Below are 22,629 nucleotides of genomic sequence, written 5' to 3' on the forward strand. Positions count from 1 at the left end.
CCGTTTTCGCCCGAATCCGAACCGCGTGCGCCGAGCCCTCCGCCTGCTTCCCCTGCCTCTGAGCATCGCCATCAGCCTGCCGGCGATGGCCGATGAAAAGCCGCTCAACTGGGGCCTGTGCCCGGCCACCGACGTCATTCCCGCGTTCACTGACGCCCCCACCCCGGTCCCGGCCCAGGACAAGGCTGCCGCCGCGGCCGCCCGCGAGCAGCAGCCGACCGACATCGAGGGTGACCAGCTGCTGGGCACCACCACCGTGCCGCAGTACGAGGGCAACGTGGCGCTGCGCCGGGGTGACCAGTTCGTCGGTACCGACAAGCTCAGCTTCGACACCGAGACCGGCAACTACATCGCCGACGGCAATGTCCGCTACCAGGACGGGTCGATCCGGATGGTCGCCAAGCGTGCCGAAGGCAACCAGGAAAGCGATACCCACAAGATCTCCGACATCAAGTACCAGCTGGTCTCGCGCCGGGGCAACGGCGATGCCGAGTCGGTCGACCTGCAGGGTGCGGTCGGCCAGATGCACCGCTCCACCTACACCACCTGCGACCCCTCGCAGCCGGTGTGGAAGCTGTCGGCGCCGCAGATCGAAGTGGACAACGACGAGGGCTTCGGCACCGCGCGCAACGCCGTGCTGCGCATCGGCAAGGTGCCGGTGCTGTGGGCGCCGTACTTCAAGTTCCCGATCGATGACCGCCGCAAGACCGGCCTGCTGTTCCCGCAGCTGGGCATGTCCGGGCGCAACGGCTTCGACTACGCCCAGCCGATCTACTTCAACCTGGCTCCGAACTACGACGACACGCTGACCCCGCGCTACATGAGCCGGCGCGGCCTGCTGCTCGACAACGAGTTCCGCTACCTCTACAACGGCGGCCGCGGCGAGGTGTTGACCTCGTTCATGCCCAACGACCGCCTGCGTGACCGTGACCGCGGCCGGGTGATGTTCACCGGCTACCACAACGTGGACAGCCACTGGCAGGCCCGCGCCAACCTGGCCTGGGTCAGCGACGAGCGCTATGTCGAGGATTTCGCCAACCGCCTGGTGGGGGTGACCGCCTCCAACCTGCAGAGCACGGTGGGCCTGTATGGCACCGGCACGAACTGGACGGCCGGCATCATGGCCGACCGCTGGCAGCTGACCGACTACACGCTCGACGAGCGCGCCCTGCCCTACAACCGCCAGCCGCGCCTGTACTTCAACTGGGACAAGCCGGTCCGGCCCTGGCTGGAAGCCGGCATCTACGCCGAAGCGGTGCGCTTCACCCACGACGACATCAACTTCAAGAACGCCGTCGGCACCGGTAAGGATCTGCAGTACACCCGCAATGGCGTGCAGTGGACCGACGGCGTCGGTGTCAGCGGCGGTTCGCGATTGGACGTGAAGCCGTATGTGTCATTCCCGATCAGCGGCGCGGCCTGGTATGTGACCCCGACCCTGGCCTACCGTTACACCGCCTATCAGCTGGACCGTGGCCTGGTGGATGGTGTGAGAGGCATCCAGGCCCAGATCCTGCGTTCGCAGGGCATCGACCCGAACACGGCCACGCCCGAGCAGCTGCGCGGCAATACCTCGCCCAGCCGCAGCCTGCCGATCGGCAGCATCGACGCCGGCCTGTTCTTCGATCGCGAAACCAGCATCCGCGGCAAGTCGTTCCTGCAGACCCTGGAACCGCGCCTGTTCTACCTGCGCACGCCGTACCGCAACCAGGACGAGCTGCCGATCTTCGACACCCGTGACTTCACCTTCAGCTGGGGCCAGCTGTTCCGCGACTCGCGCTACACCGGCGCCGACCGCCAGAACGACGCCAACCAGCTGACCCTGGCGGTGAGCACCCGGTTCATCGACCAGACCACCGGCAAGGAACGTTTCTCGGCCTCGATCGGCCAGATCCAGTACTTCGATGAGTCGCGGGTGACCACCACCCCCGGCGGCGCCCCGGTGGAAAAGGGCAAGTCGGCCTGGATCGCCGACGGCAACTACATGATCAACGACCGCTGGACCCTGGGCGCCACCTACCAGTGGGACCCGAAGTACAAGCGCGAGGATCTGGCCAGCGTCCGTGCCCGTTACCTGATGCCCAACGACGGCGTGGTCAACCTGAGCTACCGCTACCGCATCAATGCCGGTGCTCTGCCCGGTGCCAACAAGCATGACCGCACCCTGCTGGAGCAGGCCGACCTGTCGTTCCTGTACCCGCTGAATGCGCGTTGGAGCCTGGTCGGCCGCTATTACTACTCGCTGCAGGACAAGGAGCCGCTGGAAATCATCGGCGGTGTCCAGTGGGACAGCTGCTGCCTAGCCGTGCGTGTGGTCGGCCGCCGCTATGTCCGCAATCGCGAAGGCGAGATGAACAACTCCATCCAGGTGGAGTTCGTCCTGAAGGGCCTGAGCTCCATCGGCCAGGACACGGACCGCACTCTGCGCCGTGCTATCCTCGGCTACAACCGCGACGACCTCTATCTCGTGCCGCCCAGCAACACCGGGGCGACCCGCGATGACTACGATCCGAATCTGATCCCATGACCAAGCGCTTCCCCGTTCTACTCGCCTCGCTGCTGGCGGTGTCCAGCGTGTCCGCCCCCCTGCAGGTGCTTGCCCAGGAGGCGCAGCCGCTCGACCGCATTGCCGCCGTCGTCGATGAGGACGTGATCCTGCAGAGCGAGCTCCAGCGTGCGATCGCCAACATCAAGGCGCAGTACGCCGGGCGGGAAAACCAGCTGCCGCCGGAAGACGTGCTCAGCCGCCAGGTGCTCGAGCGCCTGGTGCTGGTCAAGCTGCAGGTAGCCCGTGCCCAGGGCAGCGGCATCCGGGTCAGCGACCAGGAGCTGAACCAGGCGATGAACTCCATCGCCCAGCAGAACGGTTCGAACCTGGACGCCCTGCGCCAGCGCCTGGCCCACGACGGCATCGATTTCAACGATTTCCGCGCATCGGTGCGTGATGAGATCACCGTGCAGCGCCTGCGCCAGAGCTTCGCGCAGAGCCGCATCAGCGTCAGCGAGGGTGAAGTCGATGCCGCGCTGAAGCAGCAGGCCACGGTAGGCAACCAGTACCACCTGGCGCACATCCTGGTCGCGTTGCCGGACGGCGCCAACGCCGACCAGATCGCCACCGGCCAGAAGAAGGCCGATGGCGTCAAGGCCCTGCTGGACAAGGGCGAGCTGGACTTCAACGCGGCGGCCGTGCGCTATTCCGACAGCCCCAATGCGCTGGAAGGCGGCGACCTGGGCTGGCGGAGCCTGGATGAAATCCCGCAGGCCTTCGCGCAGATGATGGAAAAGATGAAGCCCGGCGAAGTGGTCGGCCCGATCCGTGGCCCCAGCGGCTTCCAGCTGTTGAAGCTGGTGGAAGTGCGTGATGCCAGCGCCACCGCTGGCGCCAGCACCGTCACCGAGTACCACGGTCGCCACATCCTGGTGCGCGTGGACGATCATCAGACCGACGCGGCCGCCAAAGCCAAGATCGATACCCTGCGTGCCCGCATTGCCGGTGGCGCGGACTTCGAAACCGTGGCCAAGGAGTCCTCCGAGGACAACAACAGCAAGGGCCAGGGCGGCGATCTGGGCTGGTTCCCGGCCGATGCGTTCGGTCCGGCCTTTGGCCAGCAGGTGGCCGCCATCCAGGACGGCGGCGTCAGCCAGCCGTTCCGCACCGATGCCGGTTGGCACATCCTGCAGCGCGTGGCCACTCGCCAGACCGACGTGACCAACGACAACCAGCGTGCCCAGGTCCGCGAGACCATTGGCCGCCGCAAGCTGGAAGACGAGTACAACCGCTTCCTGCAGGAACTGCGCGGCGAAGCCTACGTCAGCTTCCGCAGTGGCGACCGCGCGGAAAACACCGCCACGCCGCCGCAGTCCTGATCGATGCGCCCCGAGCTCGCTCTGGTACCGGGCGAGCCCGCCGGGATCGGCCCGGAGCTGTGCGTCCGCCTCGTCCAGCAGCCGCGTGAAGATTGCCGGCTGCTGGCCTTCGCCGACCCGGACACCCTGCGCGCGGCCGCGGCCGCGCTGAACCTGCCGCTGCAACTGTTGCCCGAGGGTGCCGAAGCGCGCATCCCCGGCGACCTGCGCCTGCGCGTGGTTGCCAATGCCACCCCGAGCCGTTTCGGCCAGGCCGATCCGGCCAATGCCGGCGCGGTCATCGGCGCCCTGCTCGCTGCCGGCCAGGCCTGCCTGTCAGGCGAACTGCACGGCGTGGTGACCGGCCCGGTGCACAAGGCCGTCATCAACGAAGGCGGCATCGCCTACAGCGGCACCACCGAACTGCTGGCCGACCAGGCTGGGGTGAAGGTGGTGATGATGCTGGCCAACCACATCGTGCGCGTGGCCCTGGCCACCACCCACCTGCCACTGCGCGAGGTGGCCGACGCGATTACCGCGCCCAGCCTGGAACACACCCTTCGCACCGTGCACGCCGCGCTGCGCCGCGAGTTCGGCCTGCCCGCGCCACGCATCGCCGTGCTCGGCCTGAACCCGCACGCCGGCGAAGACGGCCATCTGGGCCGCGAGGAACTGGACCTGGTCATCCCGCTGCTGCAGCGCCTGCGCGCGGAGGGCATGGACCTGATCGGGCCGCTGCCAGCCGATACCGCCTTCCTGCCGGCCAAGCTGGCCGGCTTCGACACCGTGCTGGCGATGTACCACGACCAGGGCCTGCCGGTGCTGAAGTACTCGGGCTTCGAGCAGGCCGTGAACCTGACCCTGGGCCTGCCCTACCCACGCGTTGCGGTGGACCACGGCACTGCGCTGGACCTTGCCGGCCGTGGCGTTGCCGATCCTTCCAGCCTGCAGGCGGCAACGACGTTGTGTGCGCAGCTTGCGCGGCAACGTACACTGAGCGCATGAATTCCCCGCATTCCCCCTCCGGCCCGGTGTTCACCGCCCCGGCCAAGAAGCAGCTTGGCCAGCATTTCCTGGCCGACCGCCACTACATCGACAAGATCGTGATGGCGGTCAACCCGAAAGACGGTGACCGCCTGGTCGAGATCGGTCCCGGCCAGGGCGCGATCACGCTGCCGCTGCTGCGCGTGCATCCGAAACTGACGGTGATCGAGTTCGACCGTGACCTGATCGCGCCGCTGACCGCCGCCGCCGAGCCGCTGGGCGAGCTGACCATCGTCCACCGCGACGTGCTGCGCGTGGACTTCACCGAGCTGGCCGCCGGCCAGCCGATCCGCCTGGTCGGCAACCTGCCCTACAACATCTCCTCGCCGATCCTGTTCCATGCACTGGAACATGCCGCGGTGATCCGCGACATGCATTTCATGCTGCAGAAGGAAGTGGTCGACCGCATGGCCGCCGGCCCCGGCAGCAAGGTGTACGGCCGGCTCAGCGTGATGCTGCAGGCCTACTGCCAGGTGACCTCGCTGTTCGTGGTGCCGCCGGGCGCGTTCCGGCCGCCGCCGAAGGTCGATTCGGCCGTGGTGCGGCTGGTGCCGCGTGACCCGGCCACGATCAGCATCAGCGACCACAAGCGTTTCGCCGAGGTGGTCAAGGCCGCCTTCGGGCAGCGCCGCAAGACCCTGCGCAACGCCCTGAACAACGTGGTGTCCGCCGAACAGTTCGTTGCCGCCGGCGTGCGTCCCGATGCCCGCGCCGAACAGCTGGACGTGGCCGAATTCATCGCTTTGGCCAATGCCTCCTGATTACACTGCCGGTATGGAAGACGCTGACGTTTACGCCATCTCCGTCGAAGTCGCACCGCGCTTCCTCGACGATCAATCCGCGCCGGAAGACGGACGCTATGCGTTCGCCTACACGATCCGCATCCACAACCAGGGGCGTGTTGCCGCGCGCCTGGTCGCACGCCACTGGCGCATCACCGATGCCAACGGCCGCGTCGAGCATGTCGATGGCGACGGGGTGATCGGCGAGCAGCCACGCCTGCGTCCCGGTGAAGACTTCCATTACACGTCCGGTGTCATGCTGGGGACCGATCACGGGACCATGCAGGGCCACTACGACATGGTCGCCGACGACGGCACCGAATTTGCCGCGCCGGTCGCACCTTTCGTGCTGGCCATCCCGCGTACCCTGCACTGACACGGAGGCCGGACGATGAGTGTGTGGGCGATCGGCGACCTGCAGGGCTGCTATGACGTCACCCAGCGGCTGCTGGAGAAGATCCGCTTCGACCCGGCGCAGGACACCCTGTGGTTCTGCGGCGACCTGGTCAACCGCGGTGGCCAGTCGCTGGAAACGCTGCGGCTGGTGCATTCGCTGCGCGAGCACAGCGTGGTGGTGCTGGGCAACCATGACCTTTCGCTGCTGGCCGTCGGTGCACGCACCGAAGAGGAACAGCGCAAGGTCAACCCGGACCTGCTGCGCATCGTGCAGGCCGAGGACCGCGACGAACTGCTGGACTGGCTGCGCCTGCAGAAGCTGGTGCACGTGGACCGCGAACTGGGCTGGATGATGGTGCACGCCGGCCTGGCGCCGAAGTGGACCACGCAGATGGCCGAAAAGCATGCCGCCGAGGTCGAGGCGCAACTGCACGGTGCCGGCTACCGCAAGCTGTTCCGCAACATGTACGGCGACAAGCCGAGCTGGGCACCGAACCTGTCCGGCTACGACCGTTCACGCGCGATCATCAATGTGCTCACCCGCATGCGCTACTGCACCCCGCGCGGGCGCATCGGCATCGAGGACAAGGGCACGCCGGGCACGCAGGAACAGGGACTGTACCCCTGGTTCGAAGTGCCGGGCCGGGTCGAGCGCGACCTGAAGATCGTCTGCGGCCACTGGTCGGCGCTGGGCCTGACCATCACCCAGGGCGTGCATGCCATCGACACCGGCGCAGTCTGGGGCGGCAAGCTGACCGCGATCCAGCTCGATACCGATGAACTGCGCGTGGTGCAGGTGCCGGGCCGCGATGTCCCTGCACCCGTGCCCAACGCACGCCCGCCAGCGCGACCGGCGCACGAGCGCCCGGCGGCATCGGCGCAGGGCAAGGAACAGGGCGGCGGCAACACCCCGGCCGCCACCCCGGGCAACCGCGGCCCACGCCGTCGTCGTCGCCGTGGCGGCGGCGCGGGTGGTGGCTCTGCGGGCCCCGGCAGCAACAGTCCCCCGCCGCAGGCATGACGCGGCGCGGTGGGGCACCATGGACGGTGCTGCTGCTGACGGTGGCCCTGGCCAGCGGCTGCCAGCCCTCTTCGGCCCCGGCCCCCGCCGACGGCGGAAACGCTGGCCTCACGCGATCGCAACCGCAGGCGCCTTCGCCGCCGCTGGTGGCAGCGGCGCGCGCACAGGTCGGCGTCACCACCCGCTACGACCCTGCCTATCAGGTGCTGGCCTATCCCGGCGGCGACGTTCCGGTTGATCGCGGCGTGTGCACCGACGTGGTGGTGCGTGCCCTGCGCAGCCAGGGCCTGGACCTGCAGGCGCGCGTGCATGAAGACATGCGCGGCAATTTCGGTGCCTATCCCGCGATCTGGGGCCTGTCACGGCCGGACCGCAACATCGATCATCGCCGTGTGCCGAACCTGATGCGCTGGTTCGAACGGCAGGGCTGGCAGCAACCGATCACGGCCGCCGCCACCGACTATGCGGCCGGCGACATCGTCGCCTGGAAGCTCAACGGCAACGGCCTGCTGCACGTGGGCATCGTCTCCGACCGGCGGCTGGCCAATGGCACGCCGCTGGTGCTGCACAACATCGCGCGCGGCACGCGCGAAGAGAACCTGTTGTTCCAGCACGCCATCATCGGGCATTACCGGATGCCGCAGCGACAGCCCAGGTAGAGTCGACTGTCAGTCGACTCTCGCGCGCAGCGCGGGTTTTTCGGGTGACCGCCGAGAGCAGTCGACTAACAGTCGACTCTACCCCGTCGACATCCCCGTCGGTGTTTTTGTTGGTATTTGCGCGATCAGCGGCGCACGTAGTGCGCGAAGCGGAACGCGTAGGCATGGCGTTCGTCGGCCGGGTGCGGCTCGCTGCTCACTTCCCGCCAGTCCTGCATGTCGACTTCGGGGAAATGGGTATCAGCGGGGATTTCGGCATCCACCAAGGTCAGGTACAGGTCACTGGCCTGGTCCAGCAGCTGGTGGAAGATCTCGCCGCCGCCGATGATGCACAGCTCGCTGGCGCCCTCGCCTTCGGCAATCGCCTTCGCCTCGTCCAGCGACGCCACCGCGCGCATGCCCTCGAACGGCACCTGGCCGCTGCGGGTCAGCACCAGGTTGGTCCGTCCCGGCAGCACGCGGCCGATCGATTCGGCCGTCTTGCGGCCCATCAGGATCGGCTTGCCCAGGGTGAGCGCCTTGAAGTGCTTGAAATCATCCGGCAGGTGCCAGGGCATGGCATTGCCCTGGCCGATGCCACGGTTGCGATCCAGCGCCACGATCATCGACAGCTTCATAGCGCTCATACCGCCACCGGCGCCTTGATGGCCGGGTGCGGATCGTAACCGTCGATGCGGATGTCGTCGAACTGGAAGCCGAACAGATCGGTCACCTCCGGGTTCAACCACAGCTTGGGCAGCGCGCGCGGTTCACGCGACAGCTGCTCGCGCGCCTGCTCGAAGTGGTTCGAATACAGGTGCGCGTCGCCCAGCGTATGCACGAAATCGCCCACGCCCAGGCCGGTGGCCTGCGCCACCATGTGGGTCAGCAGCGCGTAGCTGGCGATGTTGAACGGCACGCCGAGGAAGATGTCGCCGCTGCGCTGGTACAGCTGGCAGCTGAGCTTGCCGTCCACCACGTAGAACTGGAACAGGTTGTGGCACGGCATCAGCGCCATCTGCGAAAGCTCGCCCACGTTCCAGGCGCTGACCACCAGCCGCCGCGAATCGGGGTTGCGCTTGATCTCGTCGACCAGCCACTGCATCTGATCGATCTCACGGCCATCGGCGGTGGCCCAGCTGCGCCACTGCTTGCCGTACACCGGGCCGAGATCGCCGTTCTCGTCGGCCCACTCGTCCCAGATCCGCACCTGGTTGTCCTTCAGGTAGCCGATGTTGGTGTCGCCCTTCAGGAACCACAGCAGCTCGTGGATGATCGAGCGCAGGTGCAGCTTCTTGGTGGTGACCAGCGGGAAACCTTCATTGAGGTCGAAGCGCATCTGCCAGCCGAACACGCTGCGGGTACCGGTGCCGGTGCGATCGCTCTTCTCGGCGCCGTGCTCGAGCACATGCGAGAGCAGGTCCAGGTAAGCCTTCATGCCTTGCCCCCGGCAGCCACCGGCAGCTGCGGCTGCAGCACCGGCGCGCGGCGCGACATCGCCAGCAGTACCAGGCCGAAGGCAATCAGCGGCAGGCTGAGGATCTGGCCACGGGTCAGCCAGTCGAAGGCCACGTAGACGCCGTTGTCGGGCATGCGCACGAACTCCACCGCGAAGCGGAACAGTCCGTACATCAGCGCGAACAGGCCGCCGACCAGGTAACGGTGGCGCGGCTTGGCCGACACGGCCCACAGCACCACGAACATCACCAGGCCTTCCAGGAAGGCTTCATACAGCTGCGACGGATGGCGCGCGAACTGGTTCAGCGCGCCGGTGGCGAACTGCGCCTGCAGGGTCGCGTGGTCCAGCTGGTTCAGCGGCGCCGGCAGGCCGGACGGGAACACCACGCCCCACGTGCCGTCGGTGTACTTGCCCCACAGCTCGGCACCGATGAAGTTGCCGATGCGCCCGAAGCCCAGGCCCAGCGGCACCAGCGGCGCCATGAAATCCATGGTGTCGAAGAAATGCAGCTTGTGCTTGCGCGACCACCACCAGCAGGCGCCCAGCACGCCCAGCAGGCCGCCGTGGAAACTCATGCCGCCATCCCACACCTTGAACAGCAGCAGCGGGTTGTGCAGGAAATCGCCCAGCGCGTAGAACAGCATGTAGCCGATGCGCCCGCCCAGCACCACGCCGAGCATGGCGTAGAACAGCAGGTCGGAGAAACCATTGGCGTCGACGCCCGGCAGGCGGCCGGCGGCGATGCGCGTGCGTCCCAGCAGCCAGGCGGCGGTGAAGCCCAACAGGTACATGATGCCGTACCAATGCACCTTGATCGGCCCCAGCGAGAGGGCGATGGGGTCGATGTCGTGGAAATAGATCATGGAAGGTGCCTTGCGGTTGAACGCCTATTCTCGGGCCAGTGCCGCCCCGGCTCAACCAAGGAGCTGGGGCGAGTTCGGCAACGCGTCATCGTTCGACCGGGTCGAGGCTGGAAAGTGCCCTTCGATCAGGCTGGAGACCTCGTCGATGGCATCCTGCAGCGCTTCCACCGGATTGGAGCCACGCAGGCCCTCGCGCAGGTGGGTGCAGACCCGCTGCCATTGTGCCGGGCTGACCCGGCCCTGCAGGCCACGGTCGGCGACGATCTCGATGGCGTGGTCGGCCAGCAGCAGGTAGATCAGCACACCGTTGTTGTGGGTGGTATCCCAGGTGCGCAGGCGCGCGAAGGCATGTTCGGCGGCCTGGCGCGGGGTGACCTTGTGCCACAGCGCGGCCAGCGGCAGGTCCGCCTCCACCGCGAACATCACCTGGCCACCGTGGCGCTGCTCACCGGCTGCGATGGCCTCGGTGATCGCCTGCAGCGTGGCCGGCGGGAACGCGCGCCGTACCGACGGCGAAAATACATGACGACACAGTCGTTGGATCATCACCAGCCCCCCGAAGCACCGCCACCGCCGGAGCGGCCACCGCCGCCGCCCCAACCGCCGCCGCCGCCGAATCCACCGCCCCCGCCGAAGCCGCCTCCGCCGCCCCAGCTGCCACCACCCCAGCCACCGCCACCGGCAAAGCGGCCCGGGTGACCGGAGAGCATGGCAACAATGAGGCCCACGACGCCAGCCAGGCCACTGGCGAGCAGCGTGGAGGTGAACAGGAATGCCGCCAGCGCCGCACCGGCACCGCCGAGCAGGCCACGCAGCGGACGCGGCACGCGCGAGAAGATCCCGCGCAGGATGCTGCCGGCGAACACACCGATGAACAGCGCCAGGAACCAGGTATCGCCACCACCACTGGGCTCACGCCCGCGATGGCCGCTGACCGGTGCCGGCAGCGCTTCCCCGTCGATCAGCTTGACCAGCACCGCCGTGGCGTCGGTGATGCCACCGGCGTAGTCGCCGTTGCGGAAGCGCGGCACCAGGTATTCCTGGATGACCCGGTTGGCGATGGCATCGGGAATCGCTCCCTCCAGACCATAACCGGGTTCAATGCGCACGCGCCGGTCGTCCTTGGCCACCACCAGCAGCACCCCGTCGTCCACGCCCTTGCGGCCGATCTGCCACTGGTCGAGGACCCGCGTGGTGTACTGCGCGATGTCCTCCGGCTGGGTGGTGGGCACCACCAGCACCTGCAGCTGGCTGCCCTTGCGCTGCTGCAGCTCAATCGCCTGCTGCACCAGCGCCTGCTTCTGCGTGGCGTCCAGCGTGCCGGTGGTATCGACCACCGGCGAATCCAGCGCCGGAATCGGAGCGAGCTGCTGTGCATGCGAAGCCAGCGGCAGCCACAGCAGCAGGGCCAGGAGCGCAGTGGCCAGGCGCATGGGTCAGTGGCCCGGCTGCGGTGCCGGCTGCTGCTGCGGCGCGCTGCCGAAATCGACCGCCGGCGCGTTGGAGATCTGCGCTTCGTTTTCCACGGTGAAGTTCGGCTTGGTCTTGTAGCCGAAGAGCTTGGCGGTGATCACCTGCGGGAACGAGCGGATGTAGGTGTTGTAGTCCTGCACCTGCTGGATGTAGCGGCCGCGGGCGACGGTGATGCGGTTTTCAGTGCCTTCCAGCTGGGCCTGCAGGTCGCGGAAGTTCTGGTCCGACTTCAGCACCGGGTAGTTCTCGGTGACCACCAGCAGCCGCGACAGTGCGCTGCCGAGTTCACCCTGGGCCTGCTGGAACTGCTTGAGCGAGGCTTCGTCGTCGGCGTTGACGTTGATCTGGCCAACACGCGAGCGGGCGTTGGTGACTTCGGTCAGCACGCGCTCTTCCTGGCTGGCGAAGCCCTTCACGGTCTGCACCAGGTTGGGCACCAGATCGGCGCGGCGCTTGTACTGGTTGAGCACTTCGGACCAGCTGGCCTTGACCGCTTCATCCTTCTGCTGGATGGCGTTGTAGCCGCAGCCGGACAGCAGGGAGGCCAGCAGCATCAGGGGCAGGACACGGGTGAACAGGCGCATGGCGGAGGTTCCGGGTGGACTGGGCACCGAGCATGCCACGGTTCGGGTGAAAGACCGGCCATCGGGCGCCGCCCCCTCCGCGGTGGTTGGCGAGGAAGCGTTATCGGGGTCGGCCGGGAGGGTGGGTTGGCTGGGGGGCGCTGCAAGTACGTCCATGTAAGCTCGATCGCGCTTGCTCGTGTGCGCTGTCCTGCGCACACGGCAAGACCGGGGTTGGGCGTCCTGCCCAACCCGCCCGTGGCATGCCTCGGGCCCATGGCGCTCACGCCCCCAGCCAACCCACCCTCCCGGCCACGGACAATTTCCTGCGCACCGCGGGAAGATCAAAAGAAAAATCAAAAGCAAAACGCGGTTCTTCAGGCATTCGTGTCGACCAAGGTCGACACCTACCGGAGCGGAACGCCGTTCCGGCAGACCGCGGGAATCTGTCGAAGGCGGGGTGGGTCCGGTTGAGGGGGCGTGAGCCGCATGGATGCGGCGACCGAGCTTACATGGACGTACTTGCAGCGTCCCCCTCAACCGGACCCACCCCGCCAACCCACGGAATGCAGGCTTTTGCCGTTGACGTTGACGTTGATTGCAGCGGGTGCAGGGCTGCAAGCCCTGCCGGAAACCCTCTACCCTCAGCAGGCCTCAGCCACCGCAGTGCGCGGACGCCCCAGCCACGCCAGCAGCAGCCCCGATGCCGCCAGCAGGCCACCGGCCACCGGAATCGCCGCGTAACCCAAACCCAAGCTGATCACCGCACCACCCAGCGCGGCACCCATCGCGTTGCCGAGGTTGAAAGCACCCACGTTGATCGACGACGCCAGGCCCGGCGCCTCGCTCGCCGCCTGCATCACCCGGATCTGCAGCGGCGGCACGATGGCGAAGGTCGCCGCGCCGAACAGCAGCACGCCCAGCGCCGCAGTGGCGTGGTGCATGAACGCCAGCGGCAGCACGAACATCAGCACGGCCAGGACCGCCAGCAGGATGCGGGTCGCGCCATCAAGCGACCAGTCGGCCATGCGCCCACCGATGCCATTGCCAAACGTGAAGCCGATACCGATCAGGGCCAGCGACATCGCGATGAAGGTGTTGGAGGCGCCGGTCAGTTCGGTCAGCACCGGCGCCACGTAGGTGTACAGAGTGAACATCGCACCCGCGCCGAGCACCGTGGTGCCCATCGCCAGCAGTACCTGCGGCTGCAGGATGGCCTTCAGTTCGCGGCGCACGTCCGGGCGCGGCCCCGGTGCAGATGCCGGCAGCGCGAAGCCGAGCGCGGTGATCGCAATCAGGCCCAGCACTGCAGTACCGGCGAAGGACAGGCGCCAGCCCAGTTGCTGGCCCACCCAGGTCGCCAGCGGCACGCCGCCGATATTGGCGATGGTCAGGCCCATGAACATGGTGGCCACGGCGGCGGCCTGCTTGTCCTTCGGCACCAGGCTGGCGGCAACCACCGCACCGATGCCGAAGAAGGCACCGTGGTTGAGGCTGGTGACCAGGCGCGACAGCAACAGCAGGCCGTAGTTCGGGGCCAGTGCCGAGAGCAGGTTGCCGACCACGAAGATCGACATCAGCAGCATCAGCGCAGTGCGCTTGCCGAACCGTCCCATCAGCAGGGTCATCACCGGTGCGCCCAGCATCACGCCCACGGCGTAAGCGGTGATCAGCATGCCGGCAGTGGGAATGCCCACGCCCACGCCCTCGGCGATGACCGGCAGCAGGCCCATCGGCGCAAACTCGGTGGTTCCGATGGCGAAGGCGCCGACGGCAAGCGCCAGCAAGGCGGCTCTGGAATTCATGGGGGTCCTGGGGGAGGGATTCGGGAGTGCGTAGCCTGCGCGCTTTGCTGTGGCGGATTAAGCCTCGCCTCGGGAAAACACTGTTGATTCTGGTTCACAAGTGGGGCACGGAAACCCGCTGCAAGTGCAAAAACCGCAGCGCCGTAGCAGAGCCGTGCCCCCCCCCACAAACGCAGAACCCCCGGCCGGGCCGGGGGTTCTGAGGGACTTACATGCCAGAGGCGCTTACCAGTTGCCGGCGCCCGGCACGTTGTGCTCGCGCGCGCGACGGCGCATCAGCAGGTTCAGCCATTCCACCAGCACCGAGAAGCCCATCGCGGCGTAGATGTAGGGCTTGGGCACGTGCACGTCCAGGCCGTCCAGGATCAGCACCGCACCGATCATCAGGATGAAGGCCAGCGCCAGCATCTTCACGGTCGGGTTGGCGTCGATGAAGCGGCCCAGCGGGTTGGCGGCCAGCAGCATCACCAACACCGACAGCAGGATGGCGGCGACCATGACCGGGATGTGGTCGGCGATGCCAACTGCGGTGATCACCGAGTCCAGCGAGAACACGATGTCGATCACCGCGATCTGCGCGATCACGTAGCCGAACACGGCCGAGGCCTTGGTGGTGCTCGGATCTTCATCCTCGCCGCCGCTGATCAGTTCCTTGATCTCCATGCAGCCCTTGATGATCAGGAACAGGCCACCGACGATCAGCACCAGGTCACGGATGGAGATGCCCATGCCGGCCACCGTGAACAGGTTGGCCGCCATGTGCGCCAGATACGCCAGCGACACCAGCAGACCGATACGGGTGATGCAGGCCACGGCGATACCGAGCTTGCGTGCGAACGGGCGACGCTCTTCCGGCAGCTTGCTGACCGCGATGGAAATGAACACCAGGTTGTCGATGCCGAGCACGATTTCCAGCGCGCTGAGCGTGAACAGGGTTACCCAGGCATTGGGGTCGGCGAGGAACTCAAAGGACATGGAATCTCTTCAAGGCAGTGGGGGAATGGGGTTTCAGCCGTAGCTGCCGGCCAGCGCGTGTGGAACCACGACCAGGGCCCAGCACAACAGCACGTTCATCATCAGCACGAACACCGCCGCCGAGCCCATGTCCTTGGCGCGGCCAGCCAACTCGTGGATTTCGCTGCCGTAACGTTCGATCACCGCCTCGATGGCCGAGTTGGCCAGTTCCATCGCCAGCACCAGCAGCATAGAACCGATCATCAGCGCACGCTCGACCGGCGTCTGCCCCAGCCAGACCGCGACCGGCGCCAGCAGGATCAGCAGGTAGACCTCCAGCCGGAACGACGATTCGTGCAGCCAGGCGGCCCGCAGGCCCTGCCAGGACCAGCGGGCGGCCTGGAAGATGCGGCGCGGGCCGCGCGGCAGATGGCCGAACTGATCAGCCACGGGTGGAACATCCAGCAACAGGGGCGCGGCGCAGCGACCGCTCAGACGCACGGCAGGGAATCATGGGTGCACAGGAATAGGCAGATGGCCGCCATTTTGCCACAAGGCCGCCAGCCGCATCCCGGCGCCGGCCCGGTGAATGGACCGCCAGGGGCAAGCCCCGGCCCGCCCCAGCTTCTATGATGGCGTTCCCTTCCCTGCTGGAGCGCCTGATGTCCCGTCGCCGTACCTGCCTGCTGATGCTGGGCCTGCTGACCGCCGCACCGCTGGCCCAGGCCCTGGGCCCGACCACGTCGCCCCGGGTACCCGAACAGGTCTCCAACGTGGCCTGGGCCGGCGACATGGCCCGGTTCGCCAGCGCCGACCAGGCCAACCCGCCGCCCCGCGGTGGCATCGAATTCATCGGCAGCTCCTCCATCCGCTTCTGGGAGAGCCTGGCCACCGACTTCCCCGGCCAGCCTGTATTCAACCGCGGTTTCGGCGGCTCGGAAGTGCGTGACAGCACCTGGTATGCCGGCCAGATCGTGGTGCCGTATGCGCCGTGCAAGGTGTTCTTCTACGCCGGTGACAACGACCTCAACAGCGGCCGCACCGCGACCCAGGTCCGCGACGACGTGGTCGCCTTCGTGCAGCGCGTGCATCACGACCTGCCGAAGACCAAGGTCGAGTACCTGTCGATCAAGCCGAGCCCGTCGCGTGCGCACCTGCTGCCGGCGATCAACGAGGCCAACACGCTGATCAAGGCCGCGCTGGCCAAGCTGCCCAACACCGGCTTCACCGATATCTACACGCCGATGCTGGGCGCGGATGGCCAGCCGGATGCAACGCTGTTCCGCGAGGACATGCTGCACATGACCCCGGCCGGCTATGACATCTGGACCAGGGCGCTGGCACCGAAGGTCAACTGCAACTGAGGCACTGTGGACGCCGGGCATGGCCCGGCGCTACCGCACCCCATCCACGCATGGCGTGGATCTACTGCGGATCGCGGGAAACTGTCGAAGGCGGGGCGGTGTGGGTTTGCAGGACCGTTGGCGCCATGGATGGCGCCATCGAGCCCCCATGGACGGGTTTACGGCGTGTCCTGCAAACCCACACCGCCCCGCCATTCCACGGAATGCCCGCTTTTGATGTTGATGTTGCCTCGGCGGGTGCCGGGCGCAGCCCGGCAAAATCCCTCTACCGGAAGATCACCGTGGCCTCGGTGCCCTGGCCCGGCTCGCTGGCCAGGCTGACTTTCCAGCCGAAGCGATCACACAGCCTGCGTACGATCGACAGGCCCAGGCCGGTACCCTGCGGACGGCTGGGTTCGGCGCGATAGAACGGTTCGAACGCCCGTGACAGCGCTTCGGGGGACATGCCGATGCCGGTATCGTGCACCACCACCCGATCGTTGTGTACATGCACGTCGATGCGCCCTTCGTCGGTGTAGCTGCATGCATTGCGCACCAGGTTGCTGACCACCACCTGCAGCACCCGCGGCGGCGCATGCAGCTGCACCGGGCCATCGCTGTGCAGGTGCACCGACACCGGGCGAGCCCCCAGCAGTTCGTTGGCGTTGTCCACTTCATAGCGGACGATGTCGTTGACGTCGAACAGCTCGATCTGCGGTTCGACGTCTGCCTCGCGGGCCAGGATCAGGAACGCATCGATCACCGCTTCCATGTCGCGGCCAGCCCGCTGGATGCGCTGCAGGCTGCGGCGCAGGCGCGGCTGCAGGCTTTCATCACCCAGTGCCATGTCGCTGGCAACGCGGATGACGGTCAGCGGCGTGCGCAGTTCATGGCTGGCATCGCGGGTGAAGTTGCGCTCGCGTGCCACGTGCGCGCTGACCCGGTTGGCCAGCGAGTGCAACGCGGCCGCCAGCTGCCGGGTCTCGCCCTGCATGTCCGCCGGCAGCTTGTTGGGCTCCAGGTCGGCCGCTTCCGGATGCCCCGGGTCCCAGCGCGAGACGCGCCGAGCCAGCCAGTTCACCGGCGACACCAGGCGCTTGGACGCGCGGTAGGTCACCCAGCTGGCGCCATACACCGCCAACAGGGTCAGCAGCACCGGCACGATGCCGAACCAGAACGCCAGCATCTCTGCGCGCGAGCGCAGGAACACCAGGTACAGGCGGCCAGCCGGGCGCACATCAACCAGCACCAGCTGGTCGTCCTCGGGCAGTTCGTGGAAGCCGGGCTCCAGATTGCGCAGGTTGGCCGGCAACGACAGTGCCGACTGCCCGCTTTCCAGCAGGTAGCCGCGGATGTTCTGGGTATTGGGCGGTGGCTGCACCGGGGACGCTTCGTGCAGCGTCCAGTAGTACGCCGCCTCCTCGCGCAGGGCAGCGCCCACCAGGCTGTGCTTGATCACCAGCGAGACCAGCCACGCACCCAGCAGGATGCCCAGGCTGGCCAACACTGCCTGCAGGATGAAGGCGATACGGATCTTGCGCGGCAGGCCGTGCGGCATTGCGGAGTCCCGGTCAGAGCGCTGCGATTATAGGCAGCGCGCCACGCCGTGCGGGTGCATGGGCGATGACCGGCGGCAACGCCGGCCGGTCATGCCCTGCCCTCGTACGTGGCCACAACCCGGCCGGGCCTGCTGCTGCACCGGCGAGTATCCTGCTCAGGCCATCGGCTGGGCGATGTCGGCAATGCGGTAGCCGGCACTCTGCACGGTGTGCAGCAGCGGACGGTCGAACGGCTTGTCGATGATCTTGCGCAGGTTGTAAAGGTGGCTGCGCAGGGTGTCCGAATCCGGCAGGCCATTGCCCCAGATCTCGCGCTCGATCTCCTGGCGGGTGACCACGCGCGGCGATTCGCGCATCAGGATGGTCAGCAGGCGCAGGCCGATCGGCGAAAGCTGCAGCTCGGTGCCGGCACGGGTCGCACGCATGCTGACCGGATCGAGCACCAGGTCGGCCACCTTCAGCACTTCCGAACCGACCTGGCGACGTTCGCGACGGATCAGCGCGCGCAGGCGGGCTTCCAGCTCCTGGATCGCGAACGGCTTGGTCAGGTAGTCATCGGCACCGAAACCCAGGCCGGTGAGCTTGTCGTCCAGCGTGTCGCGTGCCGTGAGCATCAGCACCGGGGTGGACTTGCGCGCATCGTTGCGCAGGCGACGGCACACTTCGATGCCATCCAGGCGCGGCAACATCAAGTCGAGCACCACGACGTCATAGCTGTTCTCCGCCGCAAGGCGGTAGCCATCCAGGCCGTCCTGTGCATAGTCGACTTCGAAGCCGCGACCTTCCAGGTATTCCCCGATCATCTCGGAGATGTTGCGGTTGTCTTCGACCACCAGCACCAAGCCGGAGGTCTCCTTCGTCTGACGCATGTGATTCCCTCTAACTTCAGCTTTGTGAAACATGCCGGATCGACGGTGGACGCGATGTGAAGTTCCGTCAAGAGGTAAACAAACGGTTCAGAGCAGCGGCCTGAGCAGCGGCCAGACGTTGTCGAGCACCTTTGGCTGCGCCTGTGCGGTCGGGTGCAGGCCGTCGGCCTGCATCATGCCCGGCTGCAGGGCCACCCCCTCCAGCAGGAAGGGCAGCAGCGGCACCTTGTACTGCGTGGCCAGCGCCCTGTAGGCCGCCGCCAGGCGCTGGCGATAGGCCGGCCCGTAGTTGGGCGGCACGTCAATGCCCAGCAGCAGCACCTTCGCGCCCGCCTTCTGGCTGGCCTGCACCATCTTTCCCAGGTTGCCCTGCACCTGCGCCGGGGTCAGCCCGCGCAGTGCGTCGTTGCCGCCAAGGGCGATCACTACCACGGTCGGCTTTTCCTTCGCCAGCAGGCCCGGCAGGCGGGTCAGCGCGCCGGCGGTGGTCTCGCCGCTCATGCTGGCGTTGACGATGCGCGCCGGGGTTTTCGACTGCTGCCTGACCCGCTGCTGCAGCAGGCTGACCCAGCCGGCGTCGGCAGGGATATTGTGGGCAGCACTGAGGCTGTCGCCGAGCACCAGCACGGTGCCGGCCGGACCTTTGGCACAGGCCAGCCCCGGCAACAGCAGGAACCCTAGCAGCAGCACCATCATCGCGCCGGCTCGCCGGCTCCATCCCGTCTTGCGCATTGGAGTCTCCTCATCGACAGCCTGTCCCCCCGCAGCGCGCCCGTCGCCATCGCCGTCGACCAGGTCGGCAAGTCCGTGCAGGGCCCGGAGGGTGAAGTCCACATACTGGACAACATCACCCTGACGGTCCATGAAGGCACCAGCGTGGCCATCGTCGGCGCCTCCGGTTCCGGCAAGACCACCCTGCTTGGCCTGCTGGCCGGGCTGGACCTGCCCAGTCGCGGCCGCATCGCGCTGGCTGGCCAGGACCTGTCGGCGCTGGACGAGGAGGCCCGCGCCCAGCTGCGCGCGCGTGAGGTCGGCTTCGTGTTCCAGAGTTTCCACCTGCTGCCGGCGCTGACCGCCGCCGAGAATGTCGCGCTGCCGCTGGAACTGGCCGGACGCGAAGACCGGGCGCGGGTCGATGAAGTGCTGGCCCAGGTCGGGCTGGCCCATCGCGCCCGCCACTATCCGCGCCAGTTGTCGGGCGGCGAGCAGCAACGCGTGGCATTGGCACGTGCGTTCGTCACCCGCCCGCGCATCCTGTTCGCCGACGAACCGACCGGCTCGCTGGACCACGCCACCGGCCAGCACATCAGCGACCTGCTGTTCGAACTCAACGCCGGCAGCGGCACCACCCTGGTGCTGGTCACCCACGACCTGCGCCTGGCCCAGCGTTGCCAGTACATCCACCGCATCGACGACGGCCGCCTGCTGCCGGTCGAGCGTGGGGCGCAGGCATGAACCTGCTGCGGCATGCGTGGCGCGCGCTGCGCCGCGAGGCGCTGGCCGGTGACCTGCTGACCGTGTTCGCCGCACTAGTGCTGGGCGTGGCGGTGATGACCGCGGTCGGCACGCTGGTGAACCGGGTCAACCTGGCACTGACCGGCAGCGCAGCGGAAATGCTCGGTGGCGACCTCGGCATCGCCGGGCGCGATGACCCGCCGCAGGCGTTCGCCGACGAGGCGCAGCGGCGTGGACTGGCCTTCACCCGCATCGCCAGCTTCGGCAGCGTGCTGTTCAACGGTGATGCCAGCCAGATGGCCAGCATCAAGGCGGTGCAGGCGGGCTATCCGCTGCGTGGCACGCTGAGGGTGCGCAGCACGCCCGGTGGCGCGCTGATCGCCAACGCCGGCATGCCGCCCAAGGGCCAGGCCTATGCCGACCCGCGCCTGCTGCAGGGGCTGGGACTCAAGGCCGGCGATGATCTCGAATTCGGCGCCGGCACGCTGCGCATCGCCGGCATCATCGAGGCCGAGCCGGATGCCGGCGGCGACCTGCTGACGCTCTCCCCCACCCTGCTGGTCAACCGCGCCGATGTGGAAGGCACGGGCCTGCTCGGCCCTGGCAGCCGCATCAACTACCGGCTCATGTTCGCCGGCTCCGCCGACCAGGTTGCCGCGTTGCGCCAGTGGCTGCTGCCACAGGTAAAAGGCCTTCGCCTGCTGAGCGTGGACGACACCCAGCGCGGCGTGCGCCAGGCCTTTGATCTTGCCGGGCGCTTCCTCGGCCTGAGCGCGCTGCTGGCGGTATTGCTGGCCGGCGTGGCGACCGCGCTGGCGGCCAACCGTTTTGCCCTGCGCCGCATCGACCAGGTGGCGATCCTGCGCTGCCTGGGCGCGCGCCAGCGCGACATCCTGCTTGGCCTGGCGCTGCAGCTGCTGATGCTGGCGCTGCCGGCCTGTGCGCTCGGCATCGGCCTGGGCATGGCCGCGCAGGAAGGCCTGGTGCAGGTGCTGGGCAGCCTGGTGCCGCAGCGCTTGCCGCTACCCGAGGCAATGCCGGCGCTGACCGGCGCCGGCATCGGCCTGTTGCTGCTGTTCGGCTTCGGCCTGCCGCCGCTGCTGCGCCTGCGCGGGGTGCCGCCGATGCGCGTGCTCAACCGCTCCTTCGCCGCCCTGCCCCCGGCCTCGCTGCTGGCCTACGTAGCAGCGCTGGCGGCCAGCCTGCTGCTGGCGGTGCAGGTGACCGGTGATCTCAAGCTGGCGCTATGGGTGCTGGGCGGCCTGGCCGCGTTGGCGGTGGCGGCCGGCGTGGTCGGCTTCGTGCTGCTGCAGCTGCTGCGCGGCCTGCAGCACCGCCTGCACGGCCACTGGCGGCTGGGCCTGGCGGCGCTGACCCGGCGCCGGATGCTGGCGGTGATGCAGCTGGTCGGGCTGTCGCTGTCGCTGTGCGCGCTGTTGCTGCTGGCGGTGACCGGCCCCGGCCTGCTGCAGCAATGGCGCGAACGCCTGCCCGCGGATACGCCGAACTACTTCCTGATCAACATCCAGCCCGAACAGCGCGACAGCGTGCTGGCCACGCTGCGTGGATTGGGCGCTAACGACGCCAGCATCGAACCGATGGCCACCGGCCGCCTGATCGCGATCAACGGCAAGCCGCCGCTGCGCGTGGATCGCTCGCCGGACCAGAGCGGGCAGCCGGCGTCAGGCGAAGCCCAGCGCGGTGACGACGACGAGAACCGGCCGTTGAACTTCAGCTGGCGCAGCAGCTTCCCGCCGGCCAACACGCTGATGAACGGCACCTTCTGGACGCCCGAAAGCACGGCGGCGGAGGCGTCGGTTGAAATCGGCTGGGCCAAGCGCTACGGCGTGTATCCCGGCGACCGCATCACCATTGCAGTAGGCGAGCAGGAGCGCGAGTTCACCGTGACCAGTGTGCGCAAGGCCGACTGGAACACCTTCCGGCCGAACTTCTTCGTGCTGCTGAACCCGAACGCGGTGGGCGATACACCGCACAACCTGCTGTCGGCATTCCACCTGCCGGCCGGCAAGGCAGCCGGACTGGGCGAGCTGATACGCGCGCAGCCCAACCTGTCGCTGCTGGACGTGGACGCGGTGATCTCGCAGGTGCGCGATGTGATGGAGCGGGTGGCACAGGCGGTGCAGCTGGTGATGGTGTTCAGCCTGCTGGCCGGCGTGCTGGTGCTGCTGGCCGCGCTGCAGGCCACGGCGGGCGAGCGTCGCTACGACAGCGCGGTGCTGCGCACGCTGGGCGCGACCCGGCGCCAGCTGCGCGGTGCGGTGCTGGTGGAGTTCGGCGCACTGGGCACGCTGGCCGCGTTGCTCGCGGTGGGCGCGGCGGCCGCCATCGGCGTGGCAGTCTCGCAGAAGGTGTTCGAGCTGCCATTGCTGCCGCCGTGGCCGGGCCTGCTGATCGGCGGCGTGGTCGGCATCGGGCTGAGCCTGCTGGCAGGCTGGTGGGGTACGCGGGCGATCCTGCATACGCCACCGGCATTGGCGCTGCGCGAGGCCTGAGGCGGCGCCCGGGGCGCGTGCCGAGCAAGCTCGGCACCTACCAAGA

21 protein-coding genes and 1 pseudogene are annotated in these 22,629 nt (G+C 67.8%); 10 read left to right on the forward strand and 12 right to left on the reverse strand.

Going from position 1 to position 22,629, the window contains the following annotated elements; all coding sequences use genetic code 11:
* Positions 1-25: 25 nt before the first annotated feature.
* The 7 genes and pseudogenes from lptD to JLDANKMP_RS10110 all read left to right on the forward strand — a co-directional run bounded on the left by lptD (position 26) and on the right by JLDANKMP_RS10110 (position 7,748).
* Positions 26-2,527, forward strand: coding sequence for an LPS-assembly protein LptD (lptD, locus tag JLDANKMP_RS10080; RefSeq protein WP_080334831.1), 2,502 nt, complete (start codon positions 26-28; stop codon positions 2,525-2,527).
* A pseudogene (locus tag JLDANKMP_RS10085) lies at positions 2,524-3,852 on the forward strand (peptidylprolyl isomerase); the annotation flags it as partial. The gene lptD and the pseudogene JLDANKMP_RS10085, both read left to right, overlap by 4 nt.
* A gap of 18 nt (positions 3,853-3,870) precedes the next feature.
* Complete coding sequence (pdxA, locus tag JLDANKMP_RS10090) at positions 3,871-4,851, forward strand: 4-hydroxythreonine-4-phosphate dehydrogenase PdxA (RefSeq protein ID WP_212561018.1); 981 nt, start codon at positions 3,871-3,873, stop codon at positions 4,849-4,851.
* Positions 4,848-5,651: a 16S rRNA (adenine(1518)-N(6)/adenine(1519)-N(6))-dimethyltransferase RsmA gene (gene rsmA, locus JLDANKMP_RS10095; protein ID WP_012479197.1), complete on the forward strand. Its 804-nt coding sequence runs from the start codon at positions 4,848-4,850 to the stop codon at positions 5,649-5,651. Before pdxA ends, rsmA begins: the two co-directional genes overlap by 4 nt.
* A gap of 13 nt (positions 5,652-5,664) precedes the next feature.
* Positions 5,665-6,048 carry a Co2+/Mg2+ efflux protein ApaG gene (gene apaG, locus JLDANKMP_RS10100; RefSeq protein ID WP_005412297.1) on the forward strand — a complete coding sequence of 128 codons (384 nt, stop codon included), beginning with the start codon at positions 5,665-5,667 and terminating at the stop codon, positions 6,046-6,048.
* 15 nt (positions 6,049-6,063) lie between these two features.
* A complete protein-coding gene (locus JLDANKMP_RS10105) occupies positions 6,064-7,089 on the forward strand; it encodes a symmetrical bis(5'-nucleosyl)-tetraphosphatase (RefSeq protein ID WP_005412296.1) in 1,026 nt (341 codons plus the stop codon).
* Positions 7,086-7,748 carry a DUF1287 domain-containing protein gene (locus JLDANKMP_RS10110; protein ID WP_212561019.1) on the forward strand — a complete coding sequence of 221 codons (663 nt, stop codon included), beginning with the start codon at positions 7,086-7,088 and terminating at the stop codon, positions 7,746-7,748. The genes JLDANKMP_RS10105 and JLDANKMP_RS10110 overlap by 4 nt, the downstream gene beginning before the upstream one ends.
* 125 nt (positions 7,749-7,873) lie before the next feature.
* Here the strand turns inward: JLDANKMP_RS10110 and JLDANKMP_RS10115 are convergent, their stop codons facing one another.
* The 9 genes from JLDANKMP_RS10115 to JLDANKMP_RS10155 form a co-directional block, all read right to left on the reverse strand.
* Positions 7,874-8,365, reverse strand: a complete 492-nt coding sequence (locus tag JLDANKMP_RS10115; RefSeq protein ID WP_212561183.1) for a dihydrofolate reductase — start codon at positions 8,363-8,365, stop codon at positions 7,874-7,876.
* A gap of 5 nt (positions 8,366-8,370) precedes the next feature.
* Positions 8,371-9,165 carry a thymidylate synthase gene (locus JLDANKMP_RS10120; RefSeq protein ID WP_099526839.1) on the reverse strand — a complete coding sequence of 265 codons (795 nt, stop codon included), beginning with the start codon at positions 9,163-9,165 and terminating at the stop codon, positions 8,371-8,373.
* Positions 9,162-10,049, reverse strand: coding sequence for a prolipoprotein diacylglyceryl transferase (gene lgt / locus JLDANKMP_RS10125; protein ID WP_212561020.1), 888 nt, complete (start codon positions 10,047-10,049; stop codon positions 9,162-9,164). The genes JLDANKMP_RS10120 and lgt overlap by 4 nt, the downstream gene beginning before the upstream one ends.
* A gap of 51 nt (positions 10,050-10,100) precedes the next feature.
* Complete coding sequence (locus tag JLDANKMP_RS10130; RefSeq protein WP_033834745.1) at positions 10,101-10,595, reverse strand: TPM domain-containing protein; 495 nt, start codon at positions 10,593-10,595, stop codon at positions 10,101-10,103.
* Positions 10,595-11,482: a TPM domain-containing protein gene (locus tag JLDANKMP_RS10135; RefSeq protein ID WP_212561021.1), complete on the reverse strand. Its 888-nt coding sequence runs from the start codon at positions 11,480-11,482 to the stop codon at positions 10,595-10,597. The genes JLDANKMP_RS10130 and JLDANKMP_RS10135 overlap by 1 nt, the downstream gene beginning before the upstream one ends.
* Positions 11,483-11,485: 3 nt before the next feature.
* Positions 11,486-12,106, reverse strand: coding sequence for a LemA family protein (locus JLDANKMP_RS10140; RefSeq protein WP_065183608.1), 621 nt, complete (start codon positions 12,104-12,106; stop codon positions 11,486-11,488).
* 623 nt (positions 12,107-12,729) lie between these two features.
* Positions 12,730-13,890 carry an MFS transporter gene (locus JLDANKMP_RS10145; protein WP_212561022.1) on the reverse strand — a complete coding sequence of 387 codons (1,161 nt, stop codon included), beginning with the start codon at positions 13,888-13,890 and terminating at the stop codon, positions 12,730-12,732.
* A gap of 225 nt (positions 13,891-14,115) precedes the next feature.
* Positions 14,116-14,865, reverse strand: a complete 750-nt coding sequence (locus JLDANKMP_RS10150; protein WP_005408127.1) for a TerC family protein — start codon at positions 14,863-14,865, stop codon at positions 14,116-14,118.
* A gap of 33 nt (positions 14,866-14,898) precedes the next feature.
* The gene (locus JLDANKMP_RS10155) at positions 14,899-15,294 is read right to left on the reverse strand and encodes a diacylglycerol kinase (RefSeq protein ID WP_005408126.1); all 396 of its coding nucleotides are present in this window, start codon (positions 15,292-15,294) and stop codon (positions 14,899-14,901) included.
* Positions 15,295-15,506: 212 nt separating this feature from the next.
* Between JLDANKMP_RS10155 and JLDANKMP_RS10160 the strand changes: the two genes are divergently transcribed.
* Positions 15,507-16,208, forward strand: coding sequence for an SGNH/GDSL hydrolase family protein (locus tag JLDANKMP_RS10160; RefSeq protein ID WP_212561023.1), 702 nt, complete (start codon positions 15,507-15,509; stop codon positions 16,206-16,208).
* 265 nt (positions 16,209-16,473) lie between these two features.
* Here the strand turns inward: JLDANKMP_RS10160 and JLDANKMP_RS10165 are convergent, their stop codons facing one another.
* The 3 genes from JLDANKMP_RS10165 to JLDANKMP_RS10175 all read right to left on the reverse strand — a co-directional run bounded on the left by JLDANKMP_RS10165 (position 16,474) and on the right by JLDANKMP_RS10175 (position 19,347).
* Positions 16,474-17,745, reverse strand: coding sequence for a HAMP domain-containing sensor histidine kinase (locus tag JLDANKMP_RS10165; RefSeq protein ID WP_212561024.1), 1,272 nt, complete (start codon positions 17,743-17,745; stop codon positions 16,474-16,476).
* 156 nt (positions 17,746-17,901) lie between these two features.
* Positions 17,902-18,615, reverse strand: a complete 714-nt coding sequence (locus JLDANKMP_RS10170) for a response regulator transcription factor (protein ID WP_002811889.1) — start codon at positions 18,613-18,615, stop codon at positions 17,902-17,904.
* An 87-nt stretch (positions 18,616-18,702) separates the two neighbouring features.
* The gene (locus tag JLDANKMP_RS10175; protein WP_065183606.1) at positions 18,703-19,347 is read right to left on the reverse strand and encodes an arylesterase; all 645 of its coding nucleotides are present in this window, start codon (positions 19,345-19,347) and stop codon (positions 18,703-18,705) included.
* A 75-nt stretch (positions 19,348-19,422) separates the two neighbouring features.
* Here JLDANKMP_RS10175 and JLDANKMP_RS10180 point away from each other — a divergent pair, with 75 nt between their 5' ends.
* Both JLDANKMP_RS10180 and JLDANKMP_RS10185 read left to right on the forward strand, forming a co-directional pair.
* Positions 19,423-20,070 carry an ATP-binding cassette domain-containing protein gene (locus JLDANKMP_RS10180; protein ID WP_005408121.1) on the forward strand — a complete coding sequence of 216 codons (648 nt, stop codon included), beginning with the start codon at positions 19,423-19,425 and terminating at the stop codon, positions 20,068-20,070.
* Positions 20,067-22,583: an FtsX-like permease family protein gene (locus tag JLDANKMP_RS10185; RefSeq protein WP_212561025.1), complete on the forward strand. Its 2,517-nt coding sequence runs from the start codon at positions 20,067-20,069 to the stop codon at positions 22,581-22,583. The genes JLDANKMP_RS10180 and JLDANKMP_RS10185 overlap by 4 nt, the downstream gene beginning before the upstream one ends.
* Positions 22,584-22,629 lie beyond the last annotated feature (46 nt).

This window comes from Stenotrophomonas sp. PE591, assembly GCF_018320795.1.
In the GTDB taxonomy this organism is placed as follows: Bacteria; Pseudomonadota; Gammaproteobacteria; order Xanthomonadales; family Xanthomonadaceae; genus Stenotrophomonas; species Stenotrophomonas maltophilia.

Bases quoted from the DNA above. Each gene is read 5' to 3' on its own strand.
- pdxA (WP_212561018.1), top strand. From the start codon at position 3,871: ATGCGCCCCGAGCTCGCTCTGGTACCGGGCGAGCCCGCCGGGATCGGC.
- rsmA (WP_012479197.1), top strand. From the start codon at position 4,848: ATGAATTCCCCGCATTCCCCCTCCGGCCCGGTGTTCACCGCCCCGGCC.
- apaG (WP_005412297.1), top strand. From the start codon at position 5,665: ATGGAAGACGCTGACGTTTACGCCATCTCCGTCGAAGTCGCACCGCGC.
- JLDANKMP_RS10105 (WP_005412296.1), top strand. From the start codon at position 6,064: ATGAGTGTGTGGGCGATCGGCGACCTGCAGGGCTGCTATGACGTCACC.
- JLDANKMP_RS10110 (WP_212561019.1), top strand. From the start codon at position 7,086: ATGACGCGGCGCGGTGGGGCACCATGGACGGTGCTGCTGCTGACGGTG.
- JLDANKMP_RS10115 (WP_212561183.1), bottom strand. From the start codon at position 8,365: ATGAAGCTGTCGATGATCGTGGCGCTGGATCGCAACCGTGGCATCGGC.
- JLDANKMP_RS10120 (WP_099526839.1), bottom strand. From the start codon at position 9,165: ATGAAGGCTTACCTGGACCTGCTCTCGCATGTGCTCGAGCACGGCGCC.
- lgt (WP_212561020.1), bottom strand. From the start codon at position 10,049: ATGATCTATTTCCACGACATCGACCCCATCGCCCTCTCGCTGGGGCCG.
- JLDANKMP_RS10130 (WP_033834745.1), bottom strand. From the start codon at position 10,595: ATGATCCAACGACTGTGTCGTCATGTATTTTCGCCGTCGGTACGGCGC.
- JLDANKMP_RS10135 (WP_212561021.1), bottom strand. From the start codon at position 11,482: ATGCGCCTGGCCACTGCGCTCCTGGCCCTGCTGCTGTGGCTGCCGCTG.
- JLDANKMP_RS10140 (WP_065183608.1), bottom strand. From the start codon at position 12,106: ATGCGCCTGTTCACCCGTGTCCTGCCCCTGATGCTGCTGGCCTCCCTG.
- JLDANKMP_RS10145 (WP_212561022.1), bottom strand. From the start codon at position 13,890: ATGAATTCCAGAGCCGCCTTGCTGGCGCTTGCCGTCGGCGCCTTCGCC.
- JLDANKMP_RS10150 (WP_005408127.1), bottom strand. From the start codon at position 14,865: ATGTCCTTTGAGTTCCTCGCCGACCCCAATGCCTGGGTAACCCTGTTC.
- JLDANKMP_RS10160 (WP_212561023.1), top strand. From the start codon at position 15,507: ATGTCCCGTCGCCGTACCTGCCTGCTGATGCTGGGCCTGCTGACCGCC.
- JLDANKMP_RS10165 (WP_212561024.1), bottom strand. From the start codon at position 17,745: ATGCCGCACGGCCTGCCGCGCAAGATCCGTATCGCCTTCATCCTGCAG.
- JLDANKMP_RS10170 (WP_002811889.1), bottom strand. From the start codon at position 18,615: ATGCGTCAGACGAAGGAGACCTCCGGCTTGGTGCTGGTGGTCGAAGAC.
- JLDANKMP_RS10175 (WP_065183606.1), bottom strand. From the start codon at position 19,347: ATGCGCAAGACGGGATGGAGCCGGCGAGCCGGCGCGATGATGGTGCTG.
- JLDANKMP_RS10185 (WP_212561025.1), top strand. From the start codon at position 20,067: ATGAACCTGCTGCGGCATGCGTGGCGCGCGCTGCGCCGCGAGGCGCTG.